Source organism: Planococcus sp. RAB007_Raresut (assembly GCF_057369535.1).
This window is the reverse complement of the sequence record NZ_JBXYIF010000002.1, coordinates 496,833-520,395: the sequence shown is the minus strand read 5'-3', so window position 1 is coordinate 520,395 and position 23,563 is coordinate 496,833. Positions and strand designations below refer to the sequence as shown.

At 46.3% G+C, this 23,563-nt stretch carries 25 protein-coding genes and 2 pseudogenes; 4 read left to right on the top strand and 23 right to left on the bottom strand.

Annotated features, from left to right (window positions below; translation table 11 throughout):
- Positions 1–93 precede the first annotated feature (93 nt).
- The 5 genes and pseudogenes from AC2Q9J_RS06535 to AC2Q9J_RS06515 form a co-directional block, all read right to left on the bottom strand.
- Positions 94–621, bottom strand: a complete 528-nt coding sequence (locus tag AC2Q9J_RS06535) for a histidine phosphatase family protein (RefSeq protein ID WP_499038252.1) — start codon at positions 619–621, stop codon at positions 94–96.
- Between the two features lie 40 nt (positions 622–661).
- Positions 662–1,129, bottom strand: a complete 468-nt coding sequence (ribH, locus tag AC2Q9J_RS06530; protein WP_499038251.1) for a 6,7-dimethyl-8-ribityllumazine synthase — start codon at positions 1,127–1,129, stop codon at positions 662–664.
- A 43-nt stretch (positions 1,130–1,172) separates the two neighbouring features.
- Positions 1,173–1,769 (bottom strand): annotated as a pseudogene (gene ribB / locus AC2Q9J_RS06525) (3,4-dihydroxy-2-butanone-4-phosphate synthase); the annotation flags it as partial.
- Positions 1,770–1,782: 13 nt separating this feature from the next.
- Positions 1,783–2,415, bottom strand: coding sequence for a riboflavin synthase (gene ribE, locus AC2Q9J_RS06520; RefSeq protein WP_499038249.1), 633 nt, complete (start codon positions 2,413–2,415; stop codon positions 1,783–1,785).
- Complete coding sequence (locus AC2Q9J_RS06515) at positions 2,415–2,699, bottom strand: hypothetical protein (RefSeq protein WP_499038247.1); 285 nt, start codon at positions 2,697–2,699, stop codon at positions 2,415–2,417. Before AC2Q9J_RS06515 ends, ribE begins: the two co-directional genes overlap by 1 nt.
- A 424-nt stretch (positions 2,700–3,123) precedes the next feature.
- On the opposite strand from AC2Q9J_RS06515, the gene AC2Q9J_RS06510 reads away from it, so the two are divergent.
- Complete coding sequence (locus AC2Q9J_RS06510) at positions 3,124–3,447, top strand: CHY zinc finger protein (protein ID WP_499038245.1); 324 nt, start codon at positions 3,124–3,126, stop codon at positions 3,445–3,447.
- A gap of 31 nt (positions 3,448–3,478) precedes the next feature.
- On the opposite strand, the gene AC2Q9J_RS06505 is transcribed toward AC2Q9J_RS06510, so the two are convergent.
- The 8 genes from AC2Q9J_RS06505 to msrA all read right to left on the bottom strand — a co-directional run bounded on the left by AC2Q9J_RS06505 (position 3,479) and on the right by msrA (position 8,715).
- Positions 3,479–3,961, bottom strand: coding sequence for a GNAT family N-acetyltransferase (locus AC2Q9J_RS06505; protein WP_499038243.1), 483 nt, complete (start codon positions 3,959–3,961; stop codon positions 3,479–3,481).
- Between the two features lie 39 nt (positions 3,962–4,000).
- Positions 4,001–4,828: a metallophosphoesterase gene (locus tag AC2Q9J_RS06500; protein ID WP_499038241.1), complete on the bottom strand. Its 828-nt coding sequence runs from the start codon at positions 4,826–4,828 to the stop codon at positions 4,001–4,003.
- A 12-nt stretch (positions 4,829–4,840) separates the two neighbouring features.
- Entirely contained in the window at positions 4,841–5,545 is a 705-nt protein-coding gene (locus AC2Q9J_RS06495; RefSeq protein WP_499038239.1) for a CBS domain-containing protein, read from the bottom strand.
- A gap of 1 nt (position 5,546) precedes the next feature.
- Positions 5,547–5,942 (bottom strand): VOC family protein, encoded by a 396-nt coding sequence (locus tag AC2Q9J_RS06490; RefSeq protein ID WP_499038237.1) that lies wholly within the window; start codon positions 5,940–5,942, stop codon positions 5,547–5,549.
- A gap of 72 nt (positions 5,943–6,014) precedes the next feature.
- On the bottom strand, positions 6,015–6,800 hold the full coding sequence (locus AC2Q9J_RS06485; RefSeq protein ID WP_499038234.1) for an ABC transporter permease: 786 nt from the start codon (positions 6,798–6,800) through the stop codon (positions 6,015–6,017).
- Positions 6,797–7,678 (bottom strand): ABC transporter ATP-binding protein, encoded by an 882-nt coding sequence (locus AC2Q9J_RS06480; RefSeq protein WP_499038232.1) that lies wholly within the window; start codon positions 7,676–7,678, stop codon positions 6,797–6,799. Before AC2Q9J_RS06480 ends, AC2Q9J_RS06485 begins: the two co-directional genes overlap by 4 nt.
- The gene (locus AC2Q9J_RS06475; RefSeq protein ID WP_499038230.1) at positions 7,675–7,869 is read right to left on the bottom strand and encodes a PLDc N-terminal domain-containing protein; all 195 of its coding nucleotides are present in this window, start codon (positions 7,867–7,869) and stop codon (positions 7,675–7,677) included. Before AC2Q9J_RS06475 ends, AC2Q9J_RS06480 begins: the two co-directional genes overlap by 4 nt.
- Before the next feature lie 165 nt (positions 7,870–8,034).
- Complete coding sequence (msrA, locus tag AC2Q9J_RS06470; protein ID WP_499038228.1) at positions 8,035–8,715, bottom strand: peptide-methionine (S)-S-oxide reductase MsrA; 681 nt, start codon at positions 8,713–8,715, stop codon at positions 8,035–8,037.
- Positions 8,716–8,893: 178 nt separating this feature from the next.
- Between msrA and AC2Q9J_RS06465 the strand changes: the two genes are divergently transcribed.
- Complete coding sequence (locus tag AC2Q9J_RS06465) at positions 8,894–9,484, top strand: protein-L-isoaspartate(D-aspartate) O-methyltransferase (RefSeq protein ID WP_499038226.1); 591 nt, start codon at positions 8,894–8,896, stop codon at positions 9,482–9,484.
- 256 nt (positions 9,485–9,740) lie between these two features.
- On the opposite strand, the gene AC2Q9J_RS06460 is transcribed toward AC2Q9J_RS06465, so the two are convergent.
- The 4 genes from AC2Q9J_RS06460 to AC2Q9J_RS06445 all read right to left on the bottom strand — a co-directional run bounded on the left by AC2Q9J_RS06460 (position 9,741) and on the right by AC2Q9J_RS06445 (position 13,925).
- A complete protein-coding gene (locus tag AC2Q9J_RS06460) occupies positions 9,741–10,235 on the bottom strand; it encodes a DUF2243 domain-containing protein (RefSeq protein ID WP_499038224.1) in 495 nt (164 codons plus the stop codon).
- Positions 10,236–10,896: 661 nt separating this feature from the next.
- Positions 10,897–11,103 carry a heavy-metal-associated domain-containing protein gene (locus AC2Q9J_RS06455; RefSeq protein ID WP_499038222.1) on the bottom strand — a complete coding sequence of 69 codons (207 nt, stop codon included), beginning with the start codon at positions 11,101–11,103 and terminating at the stop codon, positions 10,897–10,899.
- Between the two features lie 28 nt (positions 11,104–11,131).
- Positions 11,132–11,791, bottom strand: a complete 660-nt coding sequence (locus AC2Q9J_RS06450) for a potassium channel family protein (protein WP_499038220.1) — start codon at positions 11,789–11,791, stop codon at positions 11,132–11,134.
- A gap of 25 nt (positions 11,792–11,816) precedes the next feature.
- On the bottom strand, positions 11,817–13,925 hold the full coding sequence (locus AC2Q9J_RS06445; RefSeq protein WP_499038217.1) for a type IA DNA topoisomerase: 2,109 nt from the start codon (positions 13,923–13,925) through the stop codon (positions 11,817–11,819).
- Between the two features lie 136 nt (positions 13,926–14,061).
- Here AC2Q9J_RS06445 and AC2Q9J_RS06440 point away from each other — a divergent pair.
- Positions 14,062–14,726, top strand: a pseudogene (locus AC2Q9J_RS06440) (oxidoreductase).
- 71 nt (positions 14,727–14,797) lie between these two features.
- Here AC2Q9J_RS06440 and AC2Q9J_RS06435 read toward each other — a convergent pair.
- Together AC2Q9J_RS06435 and AC2Q9J_RS06430 are read right to left on the bottom strand one after the other, a co-directional pair.
- Complete coding sequence (locus tag AC2Q9J_RS06435) at positions 14,798–15,853, bottom strand: M14 family zinc carboxypeptidase (RefSeq protein WP_499038215.1); 1,056 nt, start codon at positions 15,851–15,853, stop codon at positions 14,798–14,800.
- 308 nt (positions 15,854–16,161) lie between these two features.
- Complete coding sequence (locus AC2Q9J_RS06430) at positions 16,162–16,611, bottom strand: OsmC family protein (RefSeq protein ID WP_499038213.1); 450 nt, start codon at positions 16,609–16,611, stop codon at positions 16,162–16,164.
- Between the two features lie 155 nt (positions 16,612–16,766).
- On the opposite strand from AC2Q9J_RS06430, the gene AC2Q9J_RS06425 reads away from it, so the two are divergent.
- A complete protein-coding gene (locus AC2Q9J_RS06425; protein ID WP_499038211.1) occupies positions 16,767–17,930 on the top strand; it encodes a pyridoxal phosphate-dependent aminotransferase in 1,164 nt (387 codons plus the stop codon).
- Between the two features lie 63 nt (positions 17,931–17,993).
- On the opposite strand, the gene hutH is transcribed toward AC2Q9J_RS06425, so the two are convergent.
- From hutH to hutU, 4 genes are all read right to left on the bottom strand, one after another.
- Complete coding sequence (gene hutH / locus AC2Q9J_RS06420; RefSeq protein ID WP_499038209.1) at positions 17,994–19,508, bottom strand: histidine ammonia-lyase; 1,515 nt, start codon at positions 19,506–19,508, stop codon at positions 17,994–17,996.
- Between the two features lie 165 nt (positions 19,509–19,673).
- Positions 19,674–20,609, bottom strand: coding sequence for an agmatinase family protein (locus AC2Q9J_RS06415; RefSeq protein ID WP_499038207.1), 936 nt, complete (start codon positions 20,607–20,609; stop codon positions 19,674–19,676).
- Positions 20,606–21,853, bottom strand: a complete 1,248-nt coding sequence (gene hutI / locus AC2Q9J_RS06410; protein WP_499038205.1) for an imidazolonepropionase — start codon at positions 21,851–21,853, stop codon at positions 20,606–20,608. Before hutI ends, AC2Q9J_RS06415 begins: the two co-directional genes overlap by 4 nt.
- The gene (gene hutU / locus AC2Q9J_RS06405; protein WP_499038204.1) at positions 21,846–23,528 is read right to left on the bottom strand and encodes a urocanate hydratase; all 1,683 of its coding nucleotides are present in this window, start codon (positions 23,526–23,528) and stop codon (positions 21,846–21,848) included. The genes hutI and hutU overlap by 8 nt, the downstream gene beginning before the upstream one ends.
- Positions 23,529–23,563: the final 35 nt, after the last annotated feature.

Here is a 23,563-nt window from a genome sequence, read left to right as displayed (position 1 = left end):
TGGCACCCAAAGAATTTGGGGCGCAAGCAGCCTAATGAAGGTGTTTTATATGTGTCTCATATCGCTATGTCAGTCTAAGGTTCCGGACTTTTTTCATTTCCACATTCTTTTTACAGAAGTTTTTTCCCCTTCAATAGTCAGAACATACACATCGGGATTCGATAGAGCTTTCCATTCCTCGAACCCATAAGCTTCTTCAAATTTCTTCAGCAACAAGCCCATCATGTTTCCATGAGTCACAAGCACTGCATTGTCGGGCGCCTCGGCCAACACAGCCGCTCCTCTTTCAGCAGCTTCAGCCGCCGATTCGCCGCCTTCGAATTTCAATTCAAAATCATTGAAGGACTGTTCAAGCTTTTCCATCCAGTCCGGCAAATCTTTTGTACTGAGTACCCGTTCTGCCAGTCTGTCATCGATCTGAATCGACAATCCACGCGCTGCTGAAAGTGGCTCAATGGACTGGATGGCACGGGTAAACGGACTGCTGATGATATGGCTGATTTCGATTTCTTTGAAAAAAGCAATCAATGTTTCGGCTTGTTCCCTGCCTTCTGCTGTCAATTCAGCGTCAGGAGCTTGTCCCTCCGCTTTGCAATGCCTGACCAAATAGAAATTCCTCATCATGGGCTCACCTCATCAAATATTTTTCACTCTTATTCTATTACTGGATTTTTTTCATCAAATTGGCCATTTCAATTGCGCCTGCTGCAGACTCCCAGCCTTTATTGCCTGCTTTTGTTCCTGCGCGTTCAATCGCCTGCTCAATGGAATCTGTCGTGAGGACACCGAAGATTACTGGAATGTCCGACTGGTCACTGGCGCGCGAGACGCCTTTAGCCACTTCACTGCAGACAAAATCGAAATGCGGCGTTGCTCCGCGAATGACAGTGCCCAGTGTGATGATGGCATCATATTTTCCACTGACGGCCATTTTTTTGGCAACCAACGGAATTTCAAATGCGCCGGGAACCCATGCGATTGATACGTCTTCCTCATTTACCCCATGTCTTTTCAATGCATCTTCAGCACCCCTCAGTAATTTGCTCGTGATAAATTCATTGAAACGGCCGACAACGATTCCAATCTTTAATCCTTCTCCGTTTAAATACCCTTCATAATGTACAGTCATTTCATTCTCCTCCTTCGCTGCGGCTTGAGCCCTCAGCTGCTGTTTTTTGGTGATACGCAATCAAATCTTTTATCGTTAAAATCCCCAGTCCAAGCCTTTCAGCCACTTTCATCAAATCGGGGACTCTGGCCATCGTTCCATCGGTATTCATGATTTCACAAATGACTCCTGCTGGAGCTGTTCCCGCAAGCTTCGCCAAATCTACAGCTGCCTCTGTATGTCCAGAACGCTCAAGTACACCGCCATCTTTTGCAATCAGCGGAAACACATGGCCAGGACGTTTAAAATCAGAAGGCTGCGCATCTTCTTTAATCAGACTCAGTATCGTATGGGACCGTTCAAATGCGCTGATTCCCGTAGTTGTATCTATATGATCCACACTGATGGTGAAAGCTGTTCCGTACTCATCCGTATTATCATCAGTCATCAATCCAACTTTAAGTTTTTTGGCTAAACCTTCTGTAACAGGCACACATATCAATCCTCTGCCTTCGGTTGCCATCAAATTAATGATTTCAGGTGTCGCATGTTCGGCCAATGCAATGAAATCACCTTCGTTCTCGCGGTCTTCGTCATCAATAACGATGACGGCTTTGCCTTGTTTCAAATCTTCCACTGCCTCTTCCACTGTATAAAACAAAGTCACGCCTCCCTTAGAATCCTTGCTCCGCCAGCCAGCTTCTCGACATTTCCGGTTTATCAGCCTGATGGATTCGTTCTGTATATTTGGCCAAAAGATCGCATTCGATATTGACGTGTTCGCCAATTCCTTTTTCACCCAGCAATGAATCTTCCTGTGTAGTGGGAATCAATGAGATGGTTATTGAATTTTTGCCTACTGAATAAACTGTGAGAGACGTGCCATCGACGGAAACTGAACCTTTGACCATCATGTATTTCATCAATGAAGCGTCCAGTTCAATTGACTTGGTCACTGCATTCGACTCTTTTTTCACCGACCGGATGACGCCGACGCCGTCAACGTGGCCGCTTACAAAATGACCTCCAAATCGGCCGTTAGCCGGCATAGCCCGTTCAAGATTTACACGTGCGCCGGTCCTGAGGCCAGACATGGTCGAAGACTTCACTGTCTCTGGAATGACATCGACTGTAAAAGAGTTCTGGTCATATGTTGACACCGTCAAACAAACGCCATTGATTGAAATACTGTCTCCTCTTTTGATGTCTTCCAGGATAAGAGTACAGGCAATCGTCAATTCCATAGCTTGAGGTTTTGCGCGAAGCGCAGTGACATGTCCCACTTCTTCCACAATTCCTGTGAACATCAGACACACTCCTCTATTCGTTGTTGGGCTTTGTTCCCTGTTTGTTTCAGTTTATAAAATGGGTGCTTTTCCACCATGGGGCGAATGGGTGGTGGGGATAGGGTTGCAGAGTAGTTTTGAGATGGTTTTGCTGTTACCGATGTGCCAAACTTCTTTTCGTGAAATGCGGGCATACAAATATCAAGCGTGCCCAAATAACCCTCTTTTGTGAGGGTGCGTAAAAGATTTCGTGTCATTTGTGAATCATTGAAACTGCATGACTTTTTTATAATGATTCGTTTCATATAAATTCCTCCTTCCGATTCGGCTATCGAAAAGAAGAGGCACATAACAAATAGAACTTGAATTCTTCTCCCATCCAGACTTTAACTGTCGGTGCCGGATTCTCACCAGCTCCACCGATAATGAAAAGCGGGACACGGTGTTTTCGCTGTCCAGACTCGAGCGGCCCACCTCTTCGGGTCATAAGCCAGCTCAGCTATGCGGCAAAGAACGCCGCTCCGCTGACCCGTCTTATGCCTTTCAGAGCTTAACGGGCGCTCTCGCTTTTCTTTATCGGGTCACGGACTTGCAGCAGGGCGCTGCTCACCGCCGGTGGGGAATTTCACCCCGCCCCGAAGAATTCAATTCGATTATTTGTCTTTTCCATAGTAGCATAGGAGAAAAGAAGAAAACATTAATCCATGATTAAAATAAGGAGGTTATTACATGGCGCACACTTTACCAGTAAAAGGGATTAACGTTGACGAGGAAACCCGCTGCTCCCATTATCATTCTGCCATCGACCGCATCGCAATCAAATTTTATTGCTGCGGGGAGTATTATCCATGTTTCGAATGCCACCGAGCTGTAGGCTGCGGCAATCATCAGGTTTGGCCACAAGAAGACTTTGGCCAGAAAGCTGTGCTCTGCGGATCCTGCGGTTACGAACTTACCATAGAGGAATATCTGCAGTGTGAATCGTCGTGCCCCAATTGTTCGGCAGCTTTTAATCCCGGCTGCAGCCTTCACAAGCATCTGTATTTTGCATAAAAAAAATAGCACAAGGCGCTGCCGCCCCGTGCTATTTTTCAATTCTCATGCACATGACGATCTGTTCACCGCTTGTGCGCATGAAACGCCTGCCTGTATCTTCAAACCCCGCTTTTTCAAAAAGCCGCTTTGCCGGTTTATTCCGCGCATTCACGCCAAGTACGACTTCATTAAAATCGGGAAACTCCTCACGGATAAAATCCTGTAAAGCATATATCGAGCCTGTCGCAATTCCGCGACCCTGAAATTTAGGATTTACGGAAAATCCTCTAAGCAATAAAGCATTCGGATTGTTCGAATACTTTTTTCGGTCTTCGGATTCATCAAGTTCAAGAAAACCAGCTGTTTCATTTCTTGCCTGAATAATGACGAGATGCTTCAAGGGATTCTCTTTATCCCGGTCGATGATATCCTGAGGCATCCCTGAAAACTCCAATTGCTCAGAGGGCAATTCATAAGCTACAGCTATTTTAGAGTTATATAAATTGAGGGAAACTTCCTTCTTCTTGATCATAATTTCTCACCTTCTCTGTGACATTGTGAATAGACGAGGTTATTCAGCTCTTTCCAATGTAACTGATACTATTTCCGGCAAGTTCAGTATCCGCAAAGGAAAACCGCTGTTTCCAAGCCCTCGGCTTAGAACAAGCTGTGTATCCCTGTTTTCAAAAATCCCTTCGGTCATTCGTGGAAACCAGCCCTGACCTGGTGCGAACAGTCCGCCCAGTCCCGGTATCCGTACTTGACCGCCGTGAGCATGTCCGGAAAAGACGACATCAATTCCATTATCCGCATAGACAGGCATCTGTTCGGGACGGTGTGCAAGCAGTAAAGTGAACTCATCTGTCAGCGAAGCGGTATCTATCGCGTCTCTAGTGTATTCTTCATCCCGATAATACATGTCCATTAAAGGATCATGGATACCGGCAATCTGCAGAATTTCTCCGTCCACTTCCCATTCCACCGCCTCATTTTCAAGAAAAATGACTCCCCGTTCAATTAGAGCCGCCTTTATGTCTTCGAGTTTATTGACCGCTACTTCGTGATTGCCCGTAACAAAATAGACTTCACTCATTTCCACTAGCGCATCAACGAGTACAAGAGCAGCATCCAGATCGTACCTTTCGCTGTCAATCAAGTCACCGGTTATGAAAATAGCATCGGGCTGAATTTTTTCTATTTTGTTGATCAATGTTTTTTGATTTTTCCCGAACGTTGCATTGTGCAAATCTGAAACCTGTACAATTTTTTTGCCATCAAAAGCAGCGGGCAGTTTTTCTGAGGAAATTGTGTACTCAGTAGTTTGAACCCAGTTATTGCTTCCCCATATAAACAGCCAGATCAACGCTGCTGTTATTAAAAACACAATTAGCTTCTTCATTTTATCAACCTACTATTCTATTTGAATCAAATCTATCGGTGTTATGATTCCTGTCAGCGTTTCATCTTCCTTGCCATTTCGCGTGATCAGCAGCGCTTCGAGTTTATGCCCTGATAAAACCGAGTTCTTGAAAATCTCTTCAGCTTCATACACTGGTGTTTTTGACGAAATAAACCGGTAAGTGTTCCCGTTTTTCTCGTATTTCAATATATCATCCATTGTAGTTATTTCCCGGGAAATAGTTTCTTCTTCGACTGTAGCCGCAAGCCACCTCATGATTCCGTTGGCTGTAAGCAAACCCAAAAATTCATCCTTCCCGTAAACCGGAATATGCTTGAATTTCTTATCTCTCACCTTACGTAACACTTCACTTAAAGTGTCATTTAACTGGAAAGTATGAACTTCTCTGGCAAAGCTGGTCCCCACTGTAATCGGCTGTGATAAGAGTTTTTCGATATGCTCGATCAATTCCACGATTTCGGTATGCGGCTCTGCGATAACATACTCGATTTCTGTCCGGTGATGGACGATTGCATTTCGCAAATCTCCAAATTCACGCAGTTCGTCTTCATATTTTCTTATTGCCGCGTGCTCTTTCTTTGAAAGTTCAATCGCTTTAAAAAAACTCAGATGGCCGTTTCTGTCGACCATGCCTTTCATTATCTTCTCGATTTTATTGAATGCAATCAAGAACCGTTCGGAATTCTGCTTATCCATATTAGCCCCCGCTTTCCGATACTGCCACTTCAATTTTCAAACGATCAGGATCTTCCATGAACACGGCATAAGTTTCATTGCCTCCGGCATAGGGATGGCGATCCCGATAAAGGATGCTTACACCTGATTGTCGCATTTTTTCTGTAATTGCGTCCACTTCCAAGGGCGTTGGTGCGTGAAAGGCCACATGATTCAATCCTGCAGCTTTCCTGTGATAACCCGCTTCCAAAAATTCAGATGGAGTTTGGACAAAAACGATATACTCCTTGCCCTTCCTATAACTGAAGCCTTTAGCCCATTCCTGGAATAGATGATAACCGAGTAACGGAAGTAAATTATCATAAAAAATTCTTGTAAGCTTAAGATCAGAAACATTCAATTCGATATGGTGGATCATTGGCCCCCTCCTTCGTCCATAATGATAAATAGAAATATGCCGCGGCTTCATCCCTAAGCCGCGGCATTTCAATTAAACTTTTGTTGATGCTGCTTTTCTGGATGAAATGAAAATACCTAATACAAGGAGAAGAGCGATCAACAGCACAGTTACTCCCGCTGACCACCAGAAATGAGCCATATCCGGACCATTCTCAAACCAAGCCGCGGCGTATGCGGAAAGCTTCAACGGAGAAATTGGCCAATAAGTTCCCAGTAAGCCATCCACCAATTGGCTGATAATAATAATTCCGAGTGAAACTGCAGCGGCAAGCCCCACATTCGGCATCAAAGCGCTGGCAGCAAGCACGATCGAAATCACCAGCAGAATCCAAAGGCTATAAGTGAGGACAAATCGGAAAAGGTTCATAGCGTCAATACTGCCAAATAGCAGGTATGTATAATAATAACCTGCCAAAAAACCAAGCCAGACACTCAGCAGCGCAATTATGGAGGCCATCACCCACTTGCTTATAAAATATGCCGGAAATGACAATGGCCGGGCATACAGTAATGTCGCAGTTCCGCTTTTCCGCTCTCCGGCTATTGTGCCCATATATGCAAGCACCAAAATCAGAAGTCCCATAAACTGATATTGTCCCATTATTGCGGCCATGACCTGTTCAGGTTCCGGAACCGGAAATTCCAATACTGTGCCTTCCGGCAAATTCCCTACTGAATCAAGGATTTGCGGCAGAAAATAATTACTGACAGGTTCAGTGATTCCTAAAAGGATGAACACTGCCGGAATCCAGAACAATTTATAATTCCGCAGGTTTTCGCGCCATTCTTTTTTCAGCAATACGTTAAATTGATTCATTTATTTTCCGCCACCTTCAGAAATATTTCTTCCAGCGAAGCGCTCTGCCTGTCTACTCCAGCAATTCCGCTTTCTTCATTTGCCAAAATTGCAAGCACCTGTTGCATCGTAGGACCTCCTTGAGATAAAGGAAGTGCAATGACGTTCTTGTCTCTCTCCATCGGCCAGAGCTTGCGGTTTTCAAACCGCGCAGCGGCCTGTTCCGTTTCAAAGCGCAAGCGAATCCTCGGCTCGGCATAACGGCTTTTCACCTCTGAAAGTGAACCTTGTTCCACAAGTTTTCCTTCTTTCAGGAATAATAATTGATCTGTCATTTCTTCCGCATCATTCAAGATATGTGTGGAGTATAGGATTGTCGTATCCTGCTGCAGCGATTTCAACAGATCCATAATTTCACGGCGTCCGGTCGGATCCAGCGCGGAGACCGGCTCATCCAGCAATAACAATTTCGGCTGATGCACAATGGCCTGAGCCAAGCCCAGCCGTTGACGCATCCCCCCGGAAAAGGTGCCAGTTTTCTTATTGACCGCTGAACCGAGCCCTACAAACTCCAAAGTTCTGATGGATTGCTGCCGAACTTTTTTTCCATCCACCCCGCTGATTTGCGCTGCCATCTCTGTAAATTCCAAAGCACTCAGCCATGGGAAGAATTGAGGATACTGCGGCAAAAAACCGATGCCTGATTTGAAATCCCTTTGAATTGAACCTTCCGTTTCCTTTAAAAGTCCCGCAATCATCGACAGCGTGGTCGTTTTTCCGGACCCATTCGGCCCAATCAAAGCGGTAGCCGTCCTTTCTTCCAACTTAAAGGAAACATCGTCTACTGCTAATGTGCCGTTATAGGATTTTGTCAGCCCTTTTACTTCCAGCAAGCTCAATAGTTCCGCCTCCCAATGACAAAGTATAGAATCGGACCGATGATATTTACGACGACAATGATTACTCCCCACATCCATTTGGGTCCGTTCGTATAAGGAATTTTGATTAGATCAACCAGCGCAAAAATCATTAATCCCAATTGGATAACGAACACCGGCAATAGCAATAACAATAGCTTCGACTCTTCCATTTCCTTGTCCCCTTTTTAAAATTCCATTTTGTTTGTTAGTACTAATAATAGAACAACTTTTTGCTTATAGCCATATTTTCCAGAATGCCAACTCTCTTTTCCATGTTGGCGGAATGTCGATAAAAAAACAGCCCGCATTTGGGATCAGCGGACTGTTTCAGAAAATCACCATTTGATTGTCTCCAACTTATTGAGCAGGAGTTCTTTATCTTCTTCATCAATATTCCAAAAAGTGATTTCGTTCTTTAGTAAACGCAATTTTCCGTATCCCTTCACAAATCCGTTCAATCTTGCCGCAAAAGTCGAATCGACAAGCAGTTCCGGTTTCGGAAAAAGCTCCTGTAATTGTTCCAGTGTATTCGGATACCGCTTCAAGTAATACTTTTGATGCCGTTCATCCGCCAGTGTGAAATTTTCGTATTCTGCTACTTCAGTTTCAATCGCTTCACCCAGATTTTTTTCCATTTCCTTACGGACTTTCTTTATCGCATCTTTTTGCTGTCCGCCGTGATAACGGAGCATCGATATATATTGGCGTCCCTTATAATTTCCGCGATTCGGATAATGATTCTGCCAAAACTTCCTCAAGATTTCTTCGTAGCTGATAATAGATGGATCGAAATCAATCTCGACTGTTTCCGTGTGGTCTCCCATATGCCGATAGGTCGGTTTTGGAGAAGTGCCTCCCGCAAAGCCTACCCTTGTTCTTAACACGCCGGCCATACTTCCGAACATCGCTTCCGGCCCCCAGAAACAGCCCATTCCGAAAGTAGCCGTTTCCACTGCAGAAGCTTGAGGATTAAACTTTTTAACCATGTCTTCGACTGTTTGATAACCTTGGAACATATTAACCACTCCTTGCATATTTTATTCCCCAAATACTAAGACTTAAGCGGCTGAATTTAAGAGCGGGTAAGTGCAGTCAATGAAAAGAGACATTACAGGACAAGCAAAGGAGGTTTTTATAAAATGGTTATAGTAAATATTTTTTCATAACAGACTGCTACTTCTAAAAAGAAAGCGGGTGTTGAATGTGAAAAATAATGAACAGGACATCAGGAGCTACTTCAACAAGCTCGACCGGAGTTTTTTCATGGACAGATACAAGGAAATGGCTTCGTTCGACGAAGCAGTCCCCATTGGCCACGAACAAACTATATCCCAGCCATCACTTGTTCTCGAAATGACTATGGCCCTTGATCTTGAAACCGATTCAAAGGTATTGGAAATAGGGACAGGTTCTGGCTTTCAGACTGCTTTATTGGCTGAGTTCGCGGCACAGGTCTATACCATCGAACGCATCGAAGAACTGCACCATCGCGCAAAAGAGCGGCTCGCGGAATTGGGTTTCGGCAATATCTCCTTTAAACTCGATGACGGCAGCATGGGCTGGGCGAAAAACGCGCCTTACGACCGGATTATGGTGACGGCCGCGGCTTCAACGGTTCCAAGCGAATTGCTGAGCCAATTGGCGGCAGGCGGCAAAATGATCATCCCGGTTGGTTCATCCGCCAGCCAGGAACTTCAGCTGATAGAAAAAGATGACAACGGCCAAATCCATTCCACCTTGCTGAACCATGTCCGCTTTGTGCCTTTGAAGGGGAAGTATGAATGAACCGAAAAGCGACAGCGCCCGTTAAGCTCTGTGCTCCTGCATCGCTGCGCTAGCTTCGTCGCAAAGCCTTGACCTCGCAGGCGTCGGTCAAGACTTGGCTGCTGGAGTCTGGACAACGAAAAGCGGAAACGGCCGCTTAGCTCCGACAAGCGTAAAATATTAAAAGCGTTAAAAAAGCTGCGCCCAGTCCTCATTTCACAGGACTGGAGCGCAGCTTTTAAATGTCTTTCGCCATCATCAATACTTCACACTAATGTTATTTGCGATGATTTTCCTTTTTAGTCTGCAGAACCATCAACAATCCAGTCAGCAGAAAGAGCCCTGCACTTACATACCAGGCAATATCATACGGGAGAATATCCATGTCGTATCGTATTTGATGGAAGCCAAATACTTTATGGATAATAAATCCGTCAAAGAGCAGGTATAAGCCTGAGCCCATTAAAGCGGATCCTACCCATCTTTTGGGCCATAAAGCTTTTCTTCTGCGGAGTCCGGAAAGAAGAAATAATCCGGCAACTGTGGCAATCCATGAAAACAGGTTAAGTAAACCATCTGAAAAAATTCCGGTTTCTTTATCAGAAAGGTCGTAAAAATGATTCCATTGCAGTATTTGATGGAAAACTGTCCCTGTTCCGAACGCCATAATCCCAATTCCAAAAAGGAGCCCCGACCAAAAATTGCGGGCAGCAAAAACAGCTCGATTTTTTAAGTTACCATAAGCGATCGTCTTATCAGAATTGACTGCCATCCCATCCTCCCCCGAAAACTGCCAGCTTATTAAGAATTCAAATACAAACCAAGTTGCTGGAATAAAATTTAATGTAGTTCTTTAAATTCAATACACCGCCCTCAACATTAAGGAGAATTTCTTTATTCGATTTACTCATTCTTTATCAAACTCTTTTAGGATAAAATACCCTATTATTTTACTCTTAAACAAATAAGTACTATCATTAATCATTTTTTACTAATCACATGATAAGCTGGGGAGTTTGGCAATGAGTGCAAAAGCTGAATCCTTCCGCAGTCTCCAGATTTTGAATATACTCTTCGACTGCTGTAAATTCCCGCTCTTCCACAGGTGTGTCCAAAAATCCGCATTTATCGCCAGCAAACCTTTGGAAGTGTATTTTTTTATTTTTATGATCCACAAAATAAGTAATGTAGAGCACTCCCTTCTTTTCCGGAAATAGAAAAAACCGAAAAGAACCCGATATACGGGATCTTTTCGGCTCTGTCATCAGCACTATTGTCTGAAACATTTAACCAATGGCTTATCATCTGTAATATTGAACAGGAATTTCCCCTGTGACTATACGTACTGAAGTTTAAGAATGGAAATGCTATTTGTTTTCCAAGTATTTTCATCTTACTAGACTTACACACTTCCGTAAAGGAAGTAATGAATTTTAAGCAATATGAAACCCTTCAATTTGAATCCGCTGAACAATCTGTTCTTCGGAAATCTGATTTTCATCGAAAGTGATTTTCACTTCTCCATTTTCCACATCAATCAATGCTCTTTCAATTTCGGGGACTTCCGCTAAAATGCCCTCCAGTGATTGAATCGGTTTTTCTGCCGTCGCTTCTTTAATATGGATAGTCATTGTTTGCATCAAATCATCCTTTCGTTACTGCTGGATTTTACAGTCTCTTATCTTCCAGTTTTTTCAAGTCATTTCGATGGCCCATTACTACAAGAATATCTCCCATAGCGATAACGTCATCTGGATGTGGAGCAATATTAACATCCTGGCCTCGTTTGACTGCCAATGTAATGCAATTGAATTTTGTTCGAATATCCAGCTTCATCAGCGTTTTGCCGGCAATTTTCTCCGTCGCAGCCAATTCTACGATACTGTAATCGTCTGAAAGGTCGATGTAATCGATAATCTTTTCAGAATCGACATGGTGAGCCACACGGACTCCCATTTCGTATTCAGGCTGGATCACCCGGTCAGCGCCGACCTTTTCAAGAATTTTTTTGTGCTGAAGATCGCGTGCTTTCACCCATATTTTTTCCAGACCGATTTCTTTCAGCATGAGCGTACATAAAACACTTGCTTGCAAATCATCTCCGATGGCTACGATAGCCTGGTCAAAATTTCTGACCCCCAATGCTTTCAGCTGGGATTTATCGGTGGCATCCGCAACAGATGCCTGCGAAGCATATTCAGCCATACTCTCCACTTTGTCGGGATCCATATCCAAAGCCATTACTTCATGGCCGAGTTTATATAATTCCCGGCACACACTGCTGCCAAACCTTCCCAATCCGACAACCACTATTTGTTTTTTCTTCACAGTCTCTCCTCATTTCCAATAAAAACTAAAATTCCATTTTCAGCTTGCCGTCTTCCAGAATCAGCTTAGCACTGAACTTTTTGCCATTTTTCGATACGAAGCCCTTCATTACAGGCGTCTTGCCTTTCGTACATAAGTATTCAACCGTTTTTGCTGTCAGCCTTTTTTTCAGGAATGTCCCTGGAAACGACTGCTTGCAGCCATTGGCATTTTCCGTACAGCTGAAGAACCCTCTGTTGGAGACGATACTTCCTTTTTTACAGCGGGGACAAAGAGCAATCGCATTTTTGCTGTTGTCCATTTCCACACGGTCCGGCAAGCCATTTGTCTGCAGCTGAGAAGGAACATCTGTCAGCAGCTTTTCAATGAACTTTCCGATTGTGGCCAGAAATACTTCCGGCGAGCCTTCTCCGCGCCCGATTTTTTTCAGGTAACTTTCCCATTTTGCCGTCATGGAAGGGCTGGACAATAAATTCCCTTCAATGGCCTGGCACAAAATTCGTCCCTTTTCGGTAACCGATACAATGTTCTTTGTTATTTGAATATATTCGTGCCTTTTAATGGTTTCAATAATACTGCTGCGGGTCGCCTCTGTGCCCAGACCTTCCACTTCTTTCAATATTTCACTGTCTCCGGCATCTTCCGCGAACTTGCCGCAAGTTTTCATCATTGCGATTAATTGCCCTTCTGTATAAGGCTTCGGTGGAGTGGTCATGCCTTCTTTCACAGCGACTTTAGCTGCCACTTTCTCCTGTTCATGAAGTTCAGGAAGCGCAGGCTCTGATTTACTTTCTTTCCCTGCAGGAAAAAGTTCCTTCCAGCCTTTATCAATTTCCGTTTTTCCTGTAGTGAAAAAATGCAGACCTTTGACATCCGTTGTCACTTTCGTCTCCGCATAGCGATAATCCTTATGGAACATTGCGAGCGTCGTACGCAAAACTTCTTCGTACAAATTGCGGGCGTCAGGAGCAAGACCGTTCAGCTTCCGATCAGTTGGAATGCTTTTCGTCGGAATGATGGCATAATGCTCCTGAACTTTTGCATTATCCACGTAACGTTTTTTTGGTGTCCTTGAAGCAACAGGAAATTCCGCACCGATCAATTTCTGGTAAGATTCCACTTGTTTCGCCAAATAACTGAATTCCGCGTTTGTAATATGCTGGGTATCTGTGCGCGGATAGCTTACCAATTTCTTTTCATAGAGAGTCTGCATCACCGACAGCACTTTTGCCGGACTGTATTTCCACTTTCTGTTTGCCGCGGCTTGAAGCGTCGACAAAGAATGGAGCTGTGGTGCCGGCTGTCGTTTTTCAGCCGTCTTGACCTGCAGCACTGTCCCTTCTTCTTTCGGATCAATAGCATGTTTCGCGAGAAGATCCTCAGCTTCCTGCCGAACTTTCGCTTTTATTTTCGCCTTGCCTTTGTATTTTCCTTTTTCCGCCTGGAAGTCACCTTCGACTTCATAAAAAGGTTCCGGCACAAACGCTTCGATTTCTTTCTCGCGCTGATAAATCAGATAAACCGTCGGCGTCTGCACCCTTCCGATAGCGAATACTTCGCGAATCCCTTTTTCCTGCAGCAGCAGCGAATATAAACGGGAACCGTTCATGCCCACAAGCCAGTCGCTGATTTGCCTTGCCCTTGCTTCTTGATACAGCAGCAAATCCTGCTTATTATCGCGGAGCTCCTGAAATCCTTTTCTCACTTCATCCGCTTCGAGCGAATTGATCCACAGGCGTTTAATTGTTTTACCTTTTGCGCCTGTATGATAATAAATGCTGTAAAAAATATTCGATCCTTCCCTGTCCACATCACATGCATTAATGACCGTATCAGTCTGCTGGATCAATTTCTTGATGATATTGAATTGCTGGTATTTCCCCCGCGCCACTTGGAATTGATAGTCCCCCGGCAAAATGGGAAGTGCCGCGAGCGACCATTTCCCCCATTTCGGATCGTACGCTTTCGGCTCCTTCAATTCCACCAGATGGCCAATTCCCCAGGTGATATAAGCGCCTTCCGGAAATATCGCATCCGGCATGATCTCCAAAAAACCTTCCCTTTTAGCTGTCTTGAATGCTTCCGCATAGGCTTTGGCCTGGCTCGGCTTTTCAGCCACTATCACTGGTTTCATCAATTTCTTCCTTCCATAAACTTTCTTTTCCCTTATTGTACCCTGTCGGTCAATATTTCATAACCAATAGACATCGGGCGGATGTGTAGATTCTGGCTGGAAGCGGTATAATAATAAAAAAAGAGGAGGCGAAACTATGACTGGAAAATCCGCATTGATCGCGGGAGCAACAGGCCTGACCGGCAGTAAGCTGGTGGAGGTCCTGCTTGATCACCCTGAGTATGATAAAGTAACTGTTTTCGTCCGCCGTCCATTGACACTGGAGCACCCGAAATTGGAACAAATTCACGTCGATTATTACAGACTCGAAGATTATGAAAAACATTTTCAGGTGGAAGATGTATTTTGCTGCCTGGGGACTACTATTAAAAAGGCGGGTTCACAAAAAGCTTTCAGAAGAGTGGATTACGATTATCCTGTGGCTTTAGCACAGTTGGCGAAATCAGCAGGCGCAAAGAGTTTCCTCGTCGTCTCTGCAATGGGCGCCGACTCCCGCTCCAACATTTTCTATAACCGGGTCAAAGGCCAAATGGAGGACAGCATCAAAAAATGGAGCTTCCCGCATTACATATTTTCCGCCCATCTCTTCTGCTGGGCGACCGCAAGGAATTCCGGCTCGGCGAAAAAGCCACCAGCCTGATCTTCCCTGTTTTCAGTCCGCTTCTGCGAGGCGGCATGAAAAAATACAAGCCGATACAAGCTGAACAAGTTGCGCAGGCAATGTGTGCTGCAGCGCAAAGTGAAAGTGGCGGCGTCCATATTTATCCGTCTGATGAAATTGCCGAATTGGCTGAGAAATAATATATTTTTAAAAAACAAAAGCGGAGCCAGCAATTGGCTCCGCTTTTGATGATTTATTCAGTTTCACATAATTATTCTGTACGACGTGTAGTTTGTGTCGCCAGCGTATCCCAGAAAGAAATATCGGCGTTTTCGATTGAACCGTCAGCGATTGCACGGACAGCCGCATCAAGCGTCGTCACAGTTTGCTTGATCAAATAGCCATTGCTCTTCTGGCCGAGAACATATGGCTCATATTCGTGGTCAGACATTCCGCGCATTTCAAATAATAAGGTCGAAATGCCATATTCTACCGCGATGCCGTTTCGGCTGATCGTTTCCGCGTTGCCTCCATTGTATTTACCGAGGTGCCCCCATCCAGTGGAATCTACAGCATCAAAAACGACTGCTCCCAGCTGCTTGGATTTCAACAGTACATCTTCATCGACGTTTGGTGTAGTCGGATACAGGATTGATCCGGAAACCAATTCGCCATCGCGTTCACTTTGCGTGCCCTGATGATGCAAATCGATCATATAGTCGATGTCGTATTTTTGCATGACATTATAATGGAGCGCCTGAGTTTCCGGCTGGATTTTATTGACGTGGTCGCGGTTCAAATCCACTTCATTGGCGTTGTAACGGGTCAGGTTGCGGTCGCCTTTCGCTACATAATCTTCAAGTGAGAAATTCACATCTCCCATCGCTCCATCAGCGTTCAGCATCGGAACAATCAGAACGTTGACGCCATCCGCTACACCTTTCATCTTGCCTGTACCCATATGTTTAATGAATTCCAGCGCACCCTCTGTAGTCAATTGCTCATTGCCGTGCTGCTGCGTCAAGAATAGAATCGTCGGATTTTCCGGATTCGTCATATATTTAACTAAATAGAGGTCCCGGCCTTTCACGCTTTGGCCGATGACTTCCAATTCCATATTCGCCTGTTTTGCATCCTGCTTTTTAAGGTAATCTGCCATTTCATCATAGGTGGTCAAAATCGAAGTGTTGATTGTTTCGTTGCCGCCGTATCCCGGTCCTTCACCTACTGCAAGTGCTGTCGGCAAAGCCAGTGGCGAAGCGCTGAAAACCAAAGCGCCTGCAATAGAAAGACTTAACATGCTTTTCTTTAATCCCATCTTCTTCATAAAATGATCGGCTCCTTTTGTGTTTGATAGTTTTCCAAATTCCAAGCAACATGGTCCCCTTCTTTACTTGAGCGGCCCCCTTTCCCCCTTAAGCGTTTCGTCACCCTAAATAGATTCATTAAGTCTTTTGGGAATTCCTTTTTATTTTTTAAAAAGAGGTAAATCGTTAGATAATTAAATAAATTATCGTGATGATATACCTATTATTTCGTGTCCATTTTTCATTTCTACAGGCATAGATCTGTGAAGAGCAATTGAATTTCTACAATAAAAACCACCAGCACATATTCGCTGGTGGTTTAAGCACCTTATTCGGCTGCGGAGATATCCGCTTCCAGTTCCACTTCCACATTGCCTTTGATGGCGCGTGTGATCATGCAGGAGCTTTCCGCTTTCTCAGCCAGTTTTTGTGCCATTGAAAATTCTTTATCAGAAGCATCCTTTTTCAATACCAGTTTCGGCCGGTGAATGATTTTTTTATAAGTGATGACACCATTTGTGACATCCACAAGTCCTTCCGATTCCATCGTCAGCGCTTCTTTTTCGATTTTGCTGCGCTCGAGCATCGCAGCAAGCGTGATGATATAGCAAGTCGCCGCTGCACCGAGCAGCATTTCATCCGGATTTGTTCCGGTCCCTGGCCCATCCATTTCAGGCGGTATCGATATCTCCGTTTTCAGGTTGCCGGTTTCAATCGTTCCTACATCATTGCGCAGACCCGGCCAATCCGCTTTTAAATGAAAACTGTGAACAGCCATCCAATCTCCTCCAATAAACTCGTTCCCCATCTGATTCAGTCTTTCATTGCGCAGCTCCGCAATGAAATCAACAATTTCCAGTGTGGACAGATATGGTTAAACTCTATAAGATTTGGGGTAGATGCGCAATTATTTAGAAAATGAGGGAATGCATAATGGAATTTTCAAAACGCTTGCAGCAATTACCGGAACAATTCTTTTCATCTCTGGCCGCACAGACAGCGAAAGCTTCAGCAGAAGGACGCGACGTCATTAACCTGGGGCAGGGAAATCCTGATCAGCCGACGCCTGCACGTATCGTCAAGGCAATGCAGGAAGCTGTTGCGGATCCAAAAAATCATAAATATTCCCCATTTCGTGGAATAAAGGAAATGAGACAGGCCGCTGCTGATTTCTATAAACGAGAGTATGATGTTGATATCGATCCCGATCTTGAAGTTGCTTTGCTTGCCGGCACGAAAATCGGGCTAGTGGAGCTGCCGCTGGCATTCCTGGATCCAGGCGAATCACTTTTGCTTCCTGATCCTGGCTACCCTGATTATATGTCCGGTGCTCCATTGGCAGGGATCGACATGGACCTGATGACATTAAAACCCGAAAACGGCTATCTGCCTGATTACAGCGAATTGGGACAAAAGGTGCTCGACCGGGCTTCGATGATGTACCTGAATTATCCTAATAACCCGACCGGCGCAGTCGCAACAAAAGGATTCTTCGATGAAACTGTTCAGTTTGCAAAAGCCAACGGCATTGCTGTCGTCCATGATTTCGCTTACGGCGCCATCGGATATGAAGGCGTGAAGCCGCCAAGCTTCCTGCAGTCTGAAGGAGCCAAGGATATTGGAATCGAGATGTACACCTTGTCGAAAACCTATAATATGGCCGGATGGCGGATCGGTTTCGCTGTCGGCAATTCGAAAATGATTGAAGCGCTGAACCTGATCCAGGATCATTTATTCGCTGGACTGTCGCCTGCGCTGCAGCATGCTGCCGCCGAAGCGTTGACCGGAGACCAGTCCTGCGTGACAGAACTGGTTGAAACTTACGAAAAACGCCGCCAGGTTCTGATTGAAGAATGTGCCCGAATCGGCTGGGAAATCGAAGCGCCGAAAGGGTCTTTCTTTGCCTGGCTGCCGGTGCCAAAAGGATTTACCAGCATCGAATTCGTTAATCACCTGCTGAAGCATGCGGATATTTCCGTTGCAGCGGGAAGCGGATTCGGCGGAAGCGGCGAAGGATTTGTGCGCGTCGGCCTGCTGGTCGATGAAGAACGAATTACGGAAGCCATCCGCCGGATTGAAAAACTGAATTTATTTTAAACAATGAAAGAGGACATGCCGATTGTTTGGCACGTCCTCTTTTAAATAGTTTAAACTTCCCATTCAGGAAACTACACTCTTTTTGACACCAAGATAAGCTTCTTCCAAAAGAAACGCCGCAATGCGTTCGATATCAGGGTTGAATACCCGGTCTTCATCGATCGGTCCGGCTACTTTCCGGATGGCTCCGAGTCTCTCTGCCGTTCGTGGCGACATTCTGTCCGATCCGCGGTATTCAACTGCCTGAGCTGCACAGAAGGCTTCAATTGCCAGCACGCGCCGTGCATTTTCTGTAATGTCGCGGGCATGACGCGAGCCGATGGTACCCATGCTGACATGGTCTTCCTGATTGGCGGAAGATGGAATCGAATCGACAGATGCCGGATGTGCCAGGGTTTTATTTTCCGATACAAGGCTGGCCGCTGCATATTGCAGAATCATCGCACCTGATTGAAGGCCCGGTTCAGGGCTAAGGAAAGCAGGCAGCCCTTCGTTCAATGCCGGATTGACAAGCCGCTCGATGCGCCGTTCCGAGATATTCGCGAGTTCAGCGACTGCGACTTTCAGGAAATCCATCGCAAAAGCAACCGGCTGCCCGTGGAAGTTGCCTCCTGAAATCACTACTTCACCGTCTTCAAAAATCAACGGATTATCAGTTGCCGCATTCATTTCGATTTCAAGTTTTTCTTTCACGTAAGCGAGTGTTTGCCAGCTGGCTCCGTGGACTTGAGGGATGCAGCGAAGCGAGTAAGCATCTTGAACACGTTTTTCTCCTTGCACCGTTGAAAGACGGCTGCCATCCAGCCACCAGCGCATACGCTCGGCAACTGCCATTTGCTCTTTATAGCCCCGTGCCGCGTGGACCGCCGGATGAAACGCATCCATGACGCCGAATAAGGATTCAAAAGTCATTGCAGCAATCCACTCACTTTGAAGTGCCAGTGTTTCCGCTTCAATATATGTGACGACTCCCTGAGCCGTCATGGTCTGGGTGCCATTGATAAGCGCCAGTCCTTCTTTGGCCTGCAATTCCACAGGAGACAGGTCTTTTTGCTGCCAGACAGATGAAGCATCTGCCGGTTCCCCGTCTTTCCAGTATTCGCCTTCGCCAATCAGCACCAATGCCAGATGTGAAAGCGGCGCCAAATCACCGGAAGCTCCGAGTGAACCCTGTTGCGGAATGACCGGATGAATCTTTTCATTGACCATCATTGCCAAGCGTTCAGCGACAATCGGACGGATTCCTGAGAACCCTTTCAATAATGCATTCAAACGCAGAACAACCATCGCGCGGGAAACCGCTTCCGAAAATGGTTTGCCGATGCCACAGGCATGCGACCGGATCAGATGAAGCTGCAGCGGATTTACATCTTCTTTTGAAATACTGACATCGCTGAATTTCCCGAAGCCTGTATTGATGCCGTATACGGTCTTTTTCTCAGCTACAATGCGATCGACAGCTGCCCTGCTCTTCCGCACACGTTCCATAGCACCGGCATCCAATTCAATCTTTTCGTCCTCAAATAAAATCCTTCTTAATTGCTCTATCGTCAAATCGTTTCCTGTCAATGTAATCATTTAATTCCCATCCCTTCGAAAAAAGATGCGATAGCAGCTGCTATCGCATCTTGAGTTACCCTCAGTATAAGTTTCAGCTAACCAAACCTCAAGGATTAATTACCATATTTTAACAAGATACAGTGGTAACGTATCAGCGTGTTAAAGGATTAAGTAGGCGATGGATTATGTTCTCATCGCAACGCCCGTCATAAACTGCAGCCACGCATACACCCCTGTTTTGACTGTGGCTGACACATGATTATCTTTTTGCGGATCCAGGCAGACAAAATCGATATGTCTCACTTTCTCCGATTTGCCTATTTCTAATAAAGCTTCAAACAATTCTTCTGATTTCATTCCGCCAGGCGTCGAAGCAGGAACGCCCGGAGCCACACTGATGTCGAGCACATCCATGTCGATTGTGGCGTAGATGCGGTCTACATGTTCAAGTGATTGTACCGCTTTGCGGATTGTTTCCGTCAGCCCGGTTCTTCTCGCCTCCCGCATCGTCACCATCTGGATGCCTTTTTCATCAGCGTATTCAACCAGCTCTTTGGTGTTGAAATAACCATGCAGACCGATGTTCACAACATCTTCTCCCTTAACCGTTTCACCATCGATCAATTGGCGGATTGGCGTACCGTTTGCTGGCCCCAGTTCCTTAGGATCCCGCACATCCAAATGCGTATCGAGCTGCAGAATACCGATCCTTTCCCGTGAAAATGCTTTTTTCACCCCTCTGACAGCGCAAGCCGTCGTCGAGTGGTCGCCGCCGATCATGCAAGTCAATTTGCTGTCGGCCAATCCTTCCACTGTCTCTTCGATGCGGCGGTGTGATTCTTTGATGTTCGTGGTGTGCATGGCGACGTCTCCGGCGTCACGCACTGAAACTTTTGTCAGGTCGACTCGTTCGTCCAGATTATAGGCGGCAAACCCTTTCCACATTTTACGGAAAGCTTCGGGATAGTCCGAAGCCGCCGAAGCCGAGATAGAAGAACGTGAAAGCGGCGCGCCAAACAGAATGACATCCGCTTCCCCTTCCTGTTTCACCCAATGATGCACGTGAGTCACTCTGTCCGCCGGCTTCCACGCCCATTCCGTTCCTTTCAAATAACTCATCCAACCACCTTCTCGCCATTTTTCCAAACTGATTTAACATGATTCACGCCGAATAAATACTGGAGCTCCTGATACGATTTCACTTTCCACAAAACAATATCTGCCTGCTTGCCGACTTCTATCGATCCAGCCCGGTCTTCGCGTTTTATTGCGCAAGCTGCGTTATAAGTGGCAGCCACTAGAGCTTCTGCCGGCGTCAGGCGCATCGAAATGCAGGCCAGGTTCATGACCAGCGGCATCGAAACGGTCGGCGATGACCCCGGATTGCAGTCAGTCGATATCGCAACCGCTACTCCCGAGTCGATCATTTTACGGCCCTGTGCCGCTTCCTCGCGGAGATAAAGGGCTGTTGCAGGAAGAAGGCAGGCGATTACGCCGGCATCCGCCATCGCCTTGATGCCTTCATCGGAAGCTTTCAATAGATGCTCCGCTGAAATGGCGCCGACTTTCGCAGCCAGTTCCGCTCCGCCGTAAGAAACGATTTCATCAGCATGGATTTTTGGTGTCAGGCCGTATTTTTTGCCCGCTTCCAGAATCCGCTCGGACTGTTCGGGCGTGTAGACATTCTTTTCGCAGAACACGTCGTTAAACTCCGCCAGCCCGGCAACTTCCGGCAGCATCGTATCGATCAGATAGTCAACGAAGTCATCTTCTTTTCCTTTGTATTCAGATGGCACCGCATGCGCGCCCATGAATGTTGGCACGAGGTCAATCGGATGTTCCGCATTCAGCTTCTTCATCACTTTCAATTGCTTCAGCTCTGTTTCCAGATTCATGCCATAGCCGCTTTTCCCCTCGACAGTCGTAACGCCGTGTTCAAGGAAAGAGTCCAGCCGCTTTGTCGTCCCTTCCACCAATTCCTCTTCCGTCGCTTCACGGGTCATGCGCATCGTGGCATGTATTCCGCCGCCGGCATTCATAATGTCCATATAAGAAACACCTTGCAGCCGTTTTTCAAACTCGCCTTCGCGGCTTCCGCCATACGCGACATGCGTATGCGGATCCACCAGACCTGGTGTCACCAATTGCCCTTTGGCATCGATGACATCAGCCTCCGCTGATCTGCCAGCGAATTTTTCTTCCAGTTCGGCTGTGGTGCCCACTGCCGCTATTTTCTCGTCTTCCAGCCAGACGCTGCCGTCTTCGATCAATCCAATTTCGCTCATCGCTTCTTTAGATCTTGGACCTTGCTGGCCTTTAATTGTTGCAAGCTGTGCATGCTTAATCCAAATTGCTTTAGTCATTTTTCTGGTTTCCACCTTTCATCATCGGAATGTTAACGCCTTTTTCACGCGCTGTTTGCTCGGCGATTTCGTAGCCCGCATCAACATGGCGCGCTACTCCCATTCCTGGATCTGTCGTCAATACTCTTTCCAAACGCGCTTCAGCATCTTTCGTGCCATCCGCAACTATGACCATACCCGAGTGTATGGAATAGCCCATGCCTACGCCGCCGCCGTGATGAAGCGAAACCCAAGTCGCGCCGCCGACGGCGTTGACCATCGCGTTAAGGATCGGCCAGTCAGCGACAACATCCGAGCCGTCTTTCATCGATTCGGTTTCGCGGTTCGGCGATGCCACTGAACCGGAGTCCAAGTGGTCGCGGCCGATAACGATCGGTGCACTTAACTCGCCGCTCGCCACCATATCGTTGATGATCTTTCCGAAGCGGGCGCGTTCACCGTAGCCAAGCCAGCAGATTCGGGCAGGCAATCCCTGGAACTGGATTTTTTCCTGCGCCATCTTGATCCAATTGCAAAGATGCGTGTTGTAACTGAATTCACGTAAAATCACTTCATCCGTTTTACGGATATCTTCTGGATCGCCGGATAACGCCACCCAGCGGAACGGGCCTTTGCCTTCACAGAATTGAGGACGGATATAAGCCGGTACAAATCCCGGGAAATCAAAAGCATTTTCGACGCCTTCATCTTTTGCGACCTGACGGATATTATTGCCGTAATCAAATGTAATGGCGCCTTTTTCTTTCATTTCCAGCATTGAACGCACATGGCTTGCCATCGATGCTTTCGACAGTTTCACGTATGCCGCCGGATCCGATTCGCGGAGCGCTGCGGCATCTTCCAATGACATTTTCGATGGAATATATCCGTTCAATGGGTCATGGGCTGAAGTCTGATCAGTAAGGACGTCCGGCGTAAAGCCTCTTTGGATCATTTCCGGCAACACATCCGCTGCATTGCCCAGCAAACCGATGGATAACGCGCGCCCTTCCTGTTTCGCTTCTTCAGCCAATCGGATCGCTTCGTCGAGTGAATCGGTTTTCACATCTGTATAGCGTGTAGCGATGCGGCGATCGATACGCGTCTCATCCACTTCGATGCCGATGCAGACACCGCCGGCCATAGTAACAGCCAGTGGCTGTGCACCGCCCATGCCGCCAAGACCCGCTGTCAGTGTAATCGTCCCTTTCAACGATTCACCGAAATGCTGTTTCGCCAGCTCCGCAAAAGTTTCATACGTCCCTTGCACGATTCCCTGTGAACCGATGTAAATCCAGCTTCCAGCAGTCATCTGCCCGTACATCATCAAGCCTTCCTTATCGAGTTCATGGAACGTTTCCCAGTTGGCATAAGCCGGAACAATATTTGAATTGGCAATCAAAACCCTCGGCGCATTTTCATGTGTTTTGAAAATAGCGACCGGTTTGCCGGACTGCACCATCAGCGTTTCATCGTTCTCCAGTTCTTTCAGCGACCGGACGATGGCGTCAAAACTTTCCCAGTTTCTTGCCGCTTTGCCGATGCCGCCGTATACAACCAAATCTTCTGGACGTTCCGCCACATCGGGATCCAGATTATTCATCAGCATGCGCAATGCCGCTTCCTGCTGCCACCCTTTTGTATTAAGCTTTGTACCTGTATATTGAATCACTTTTTGCTCTGAAACCGTTTTCATTTCGAGTTCCTCCTTTGTGTATATTTTCATTCTAT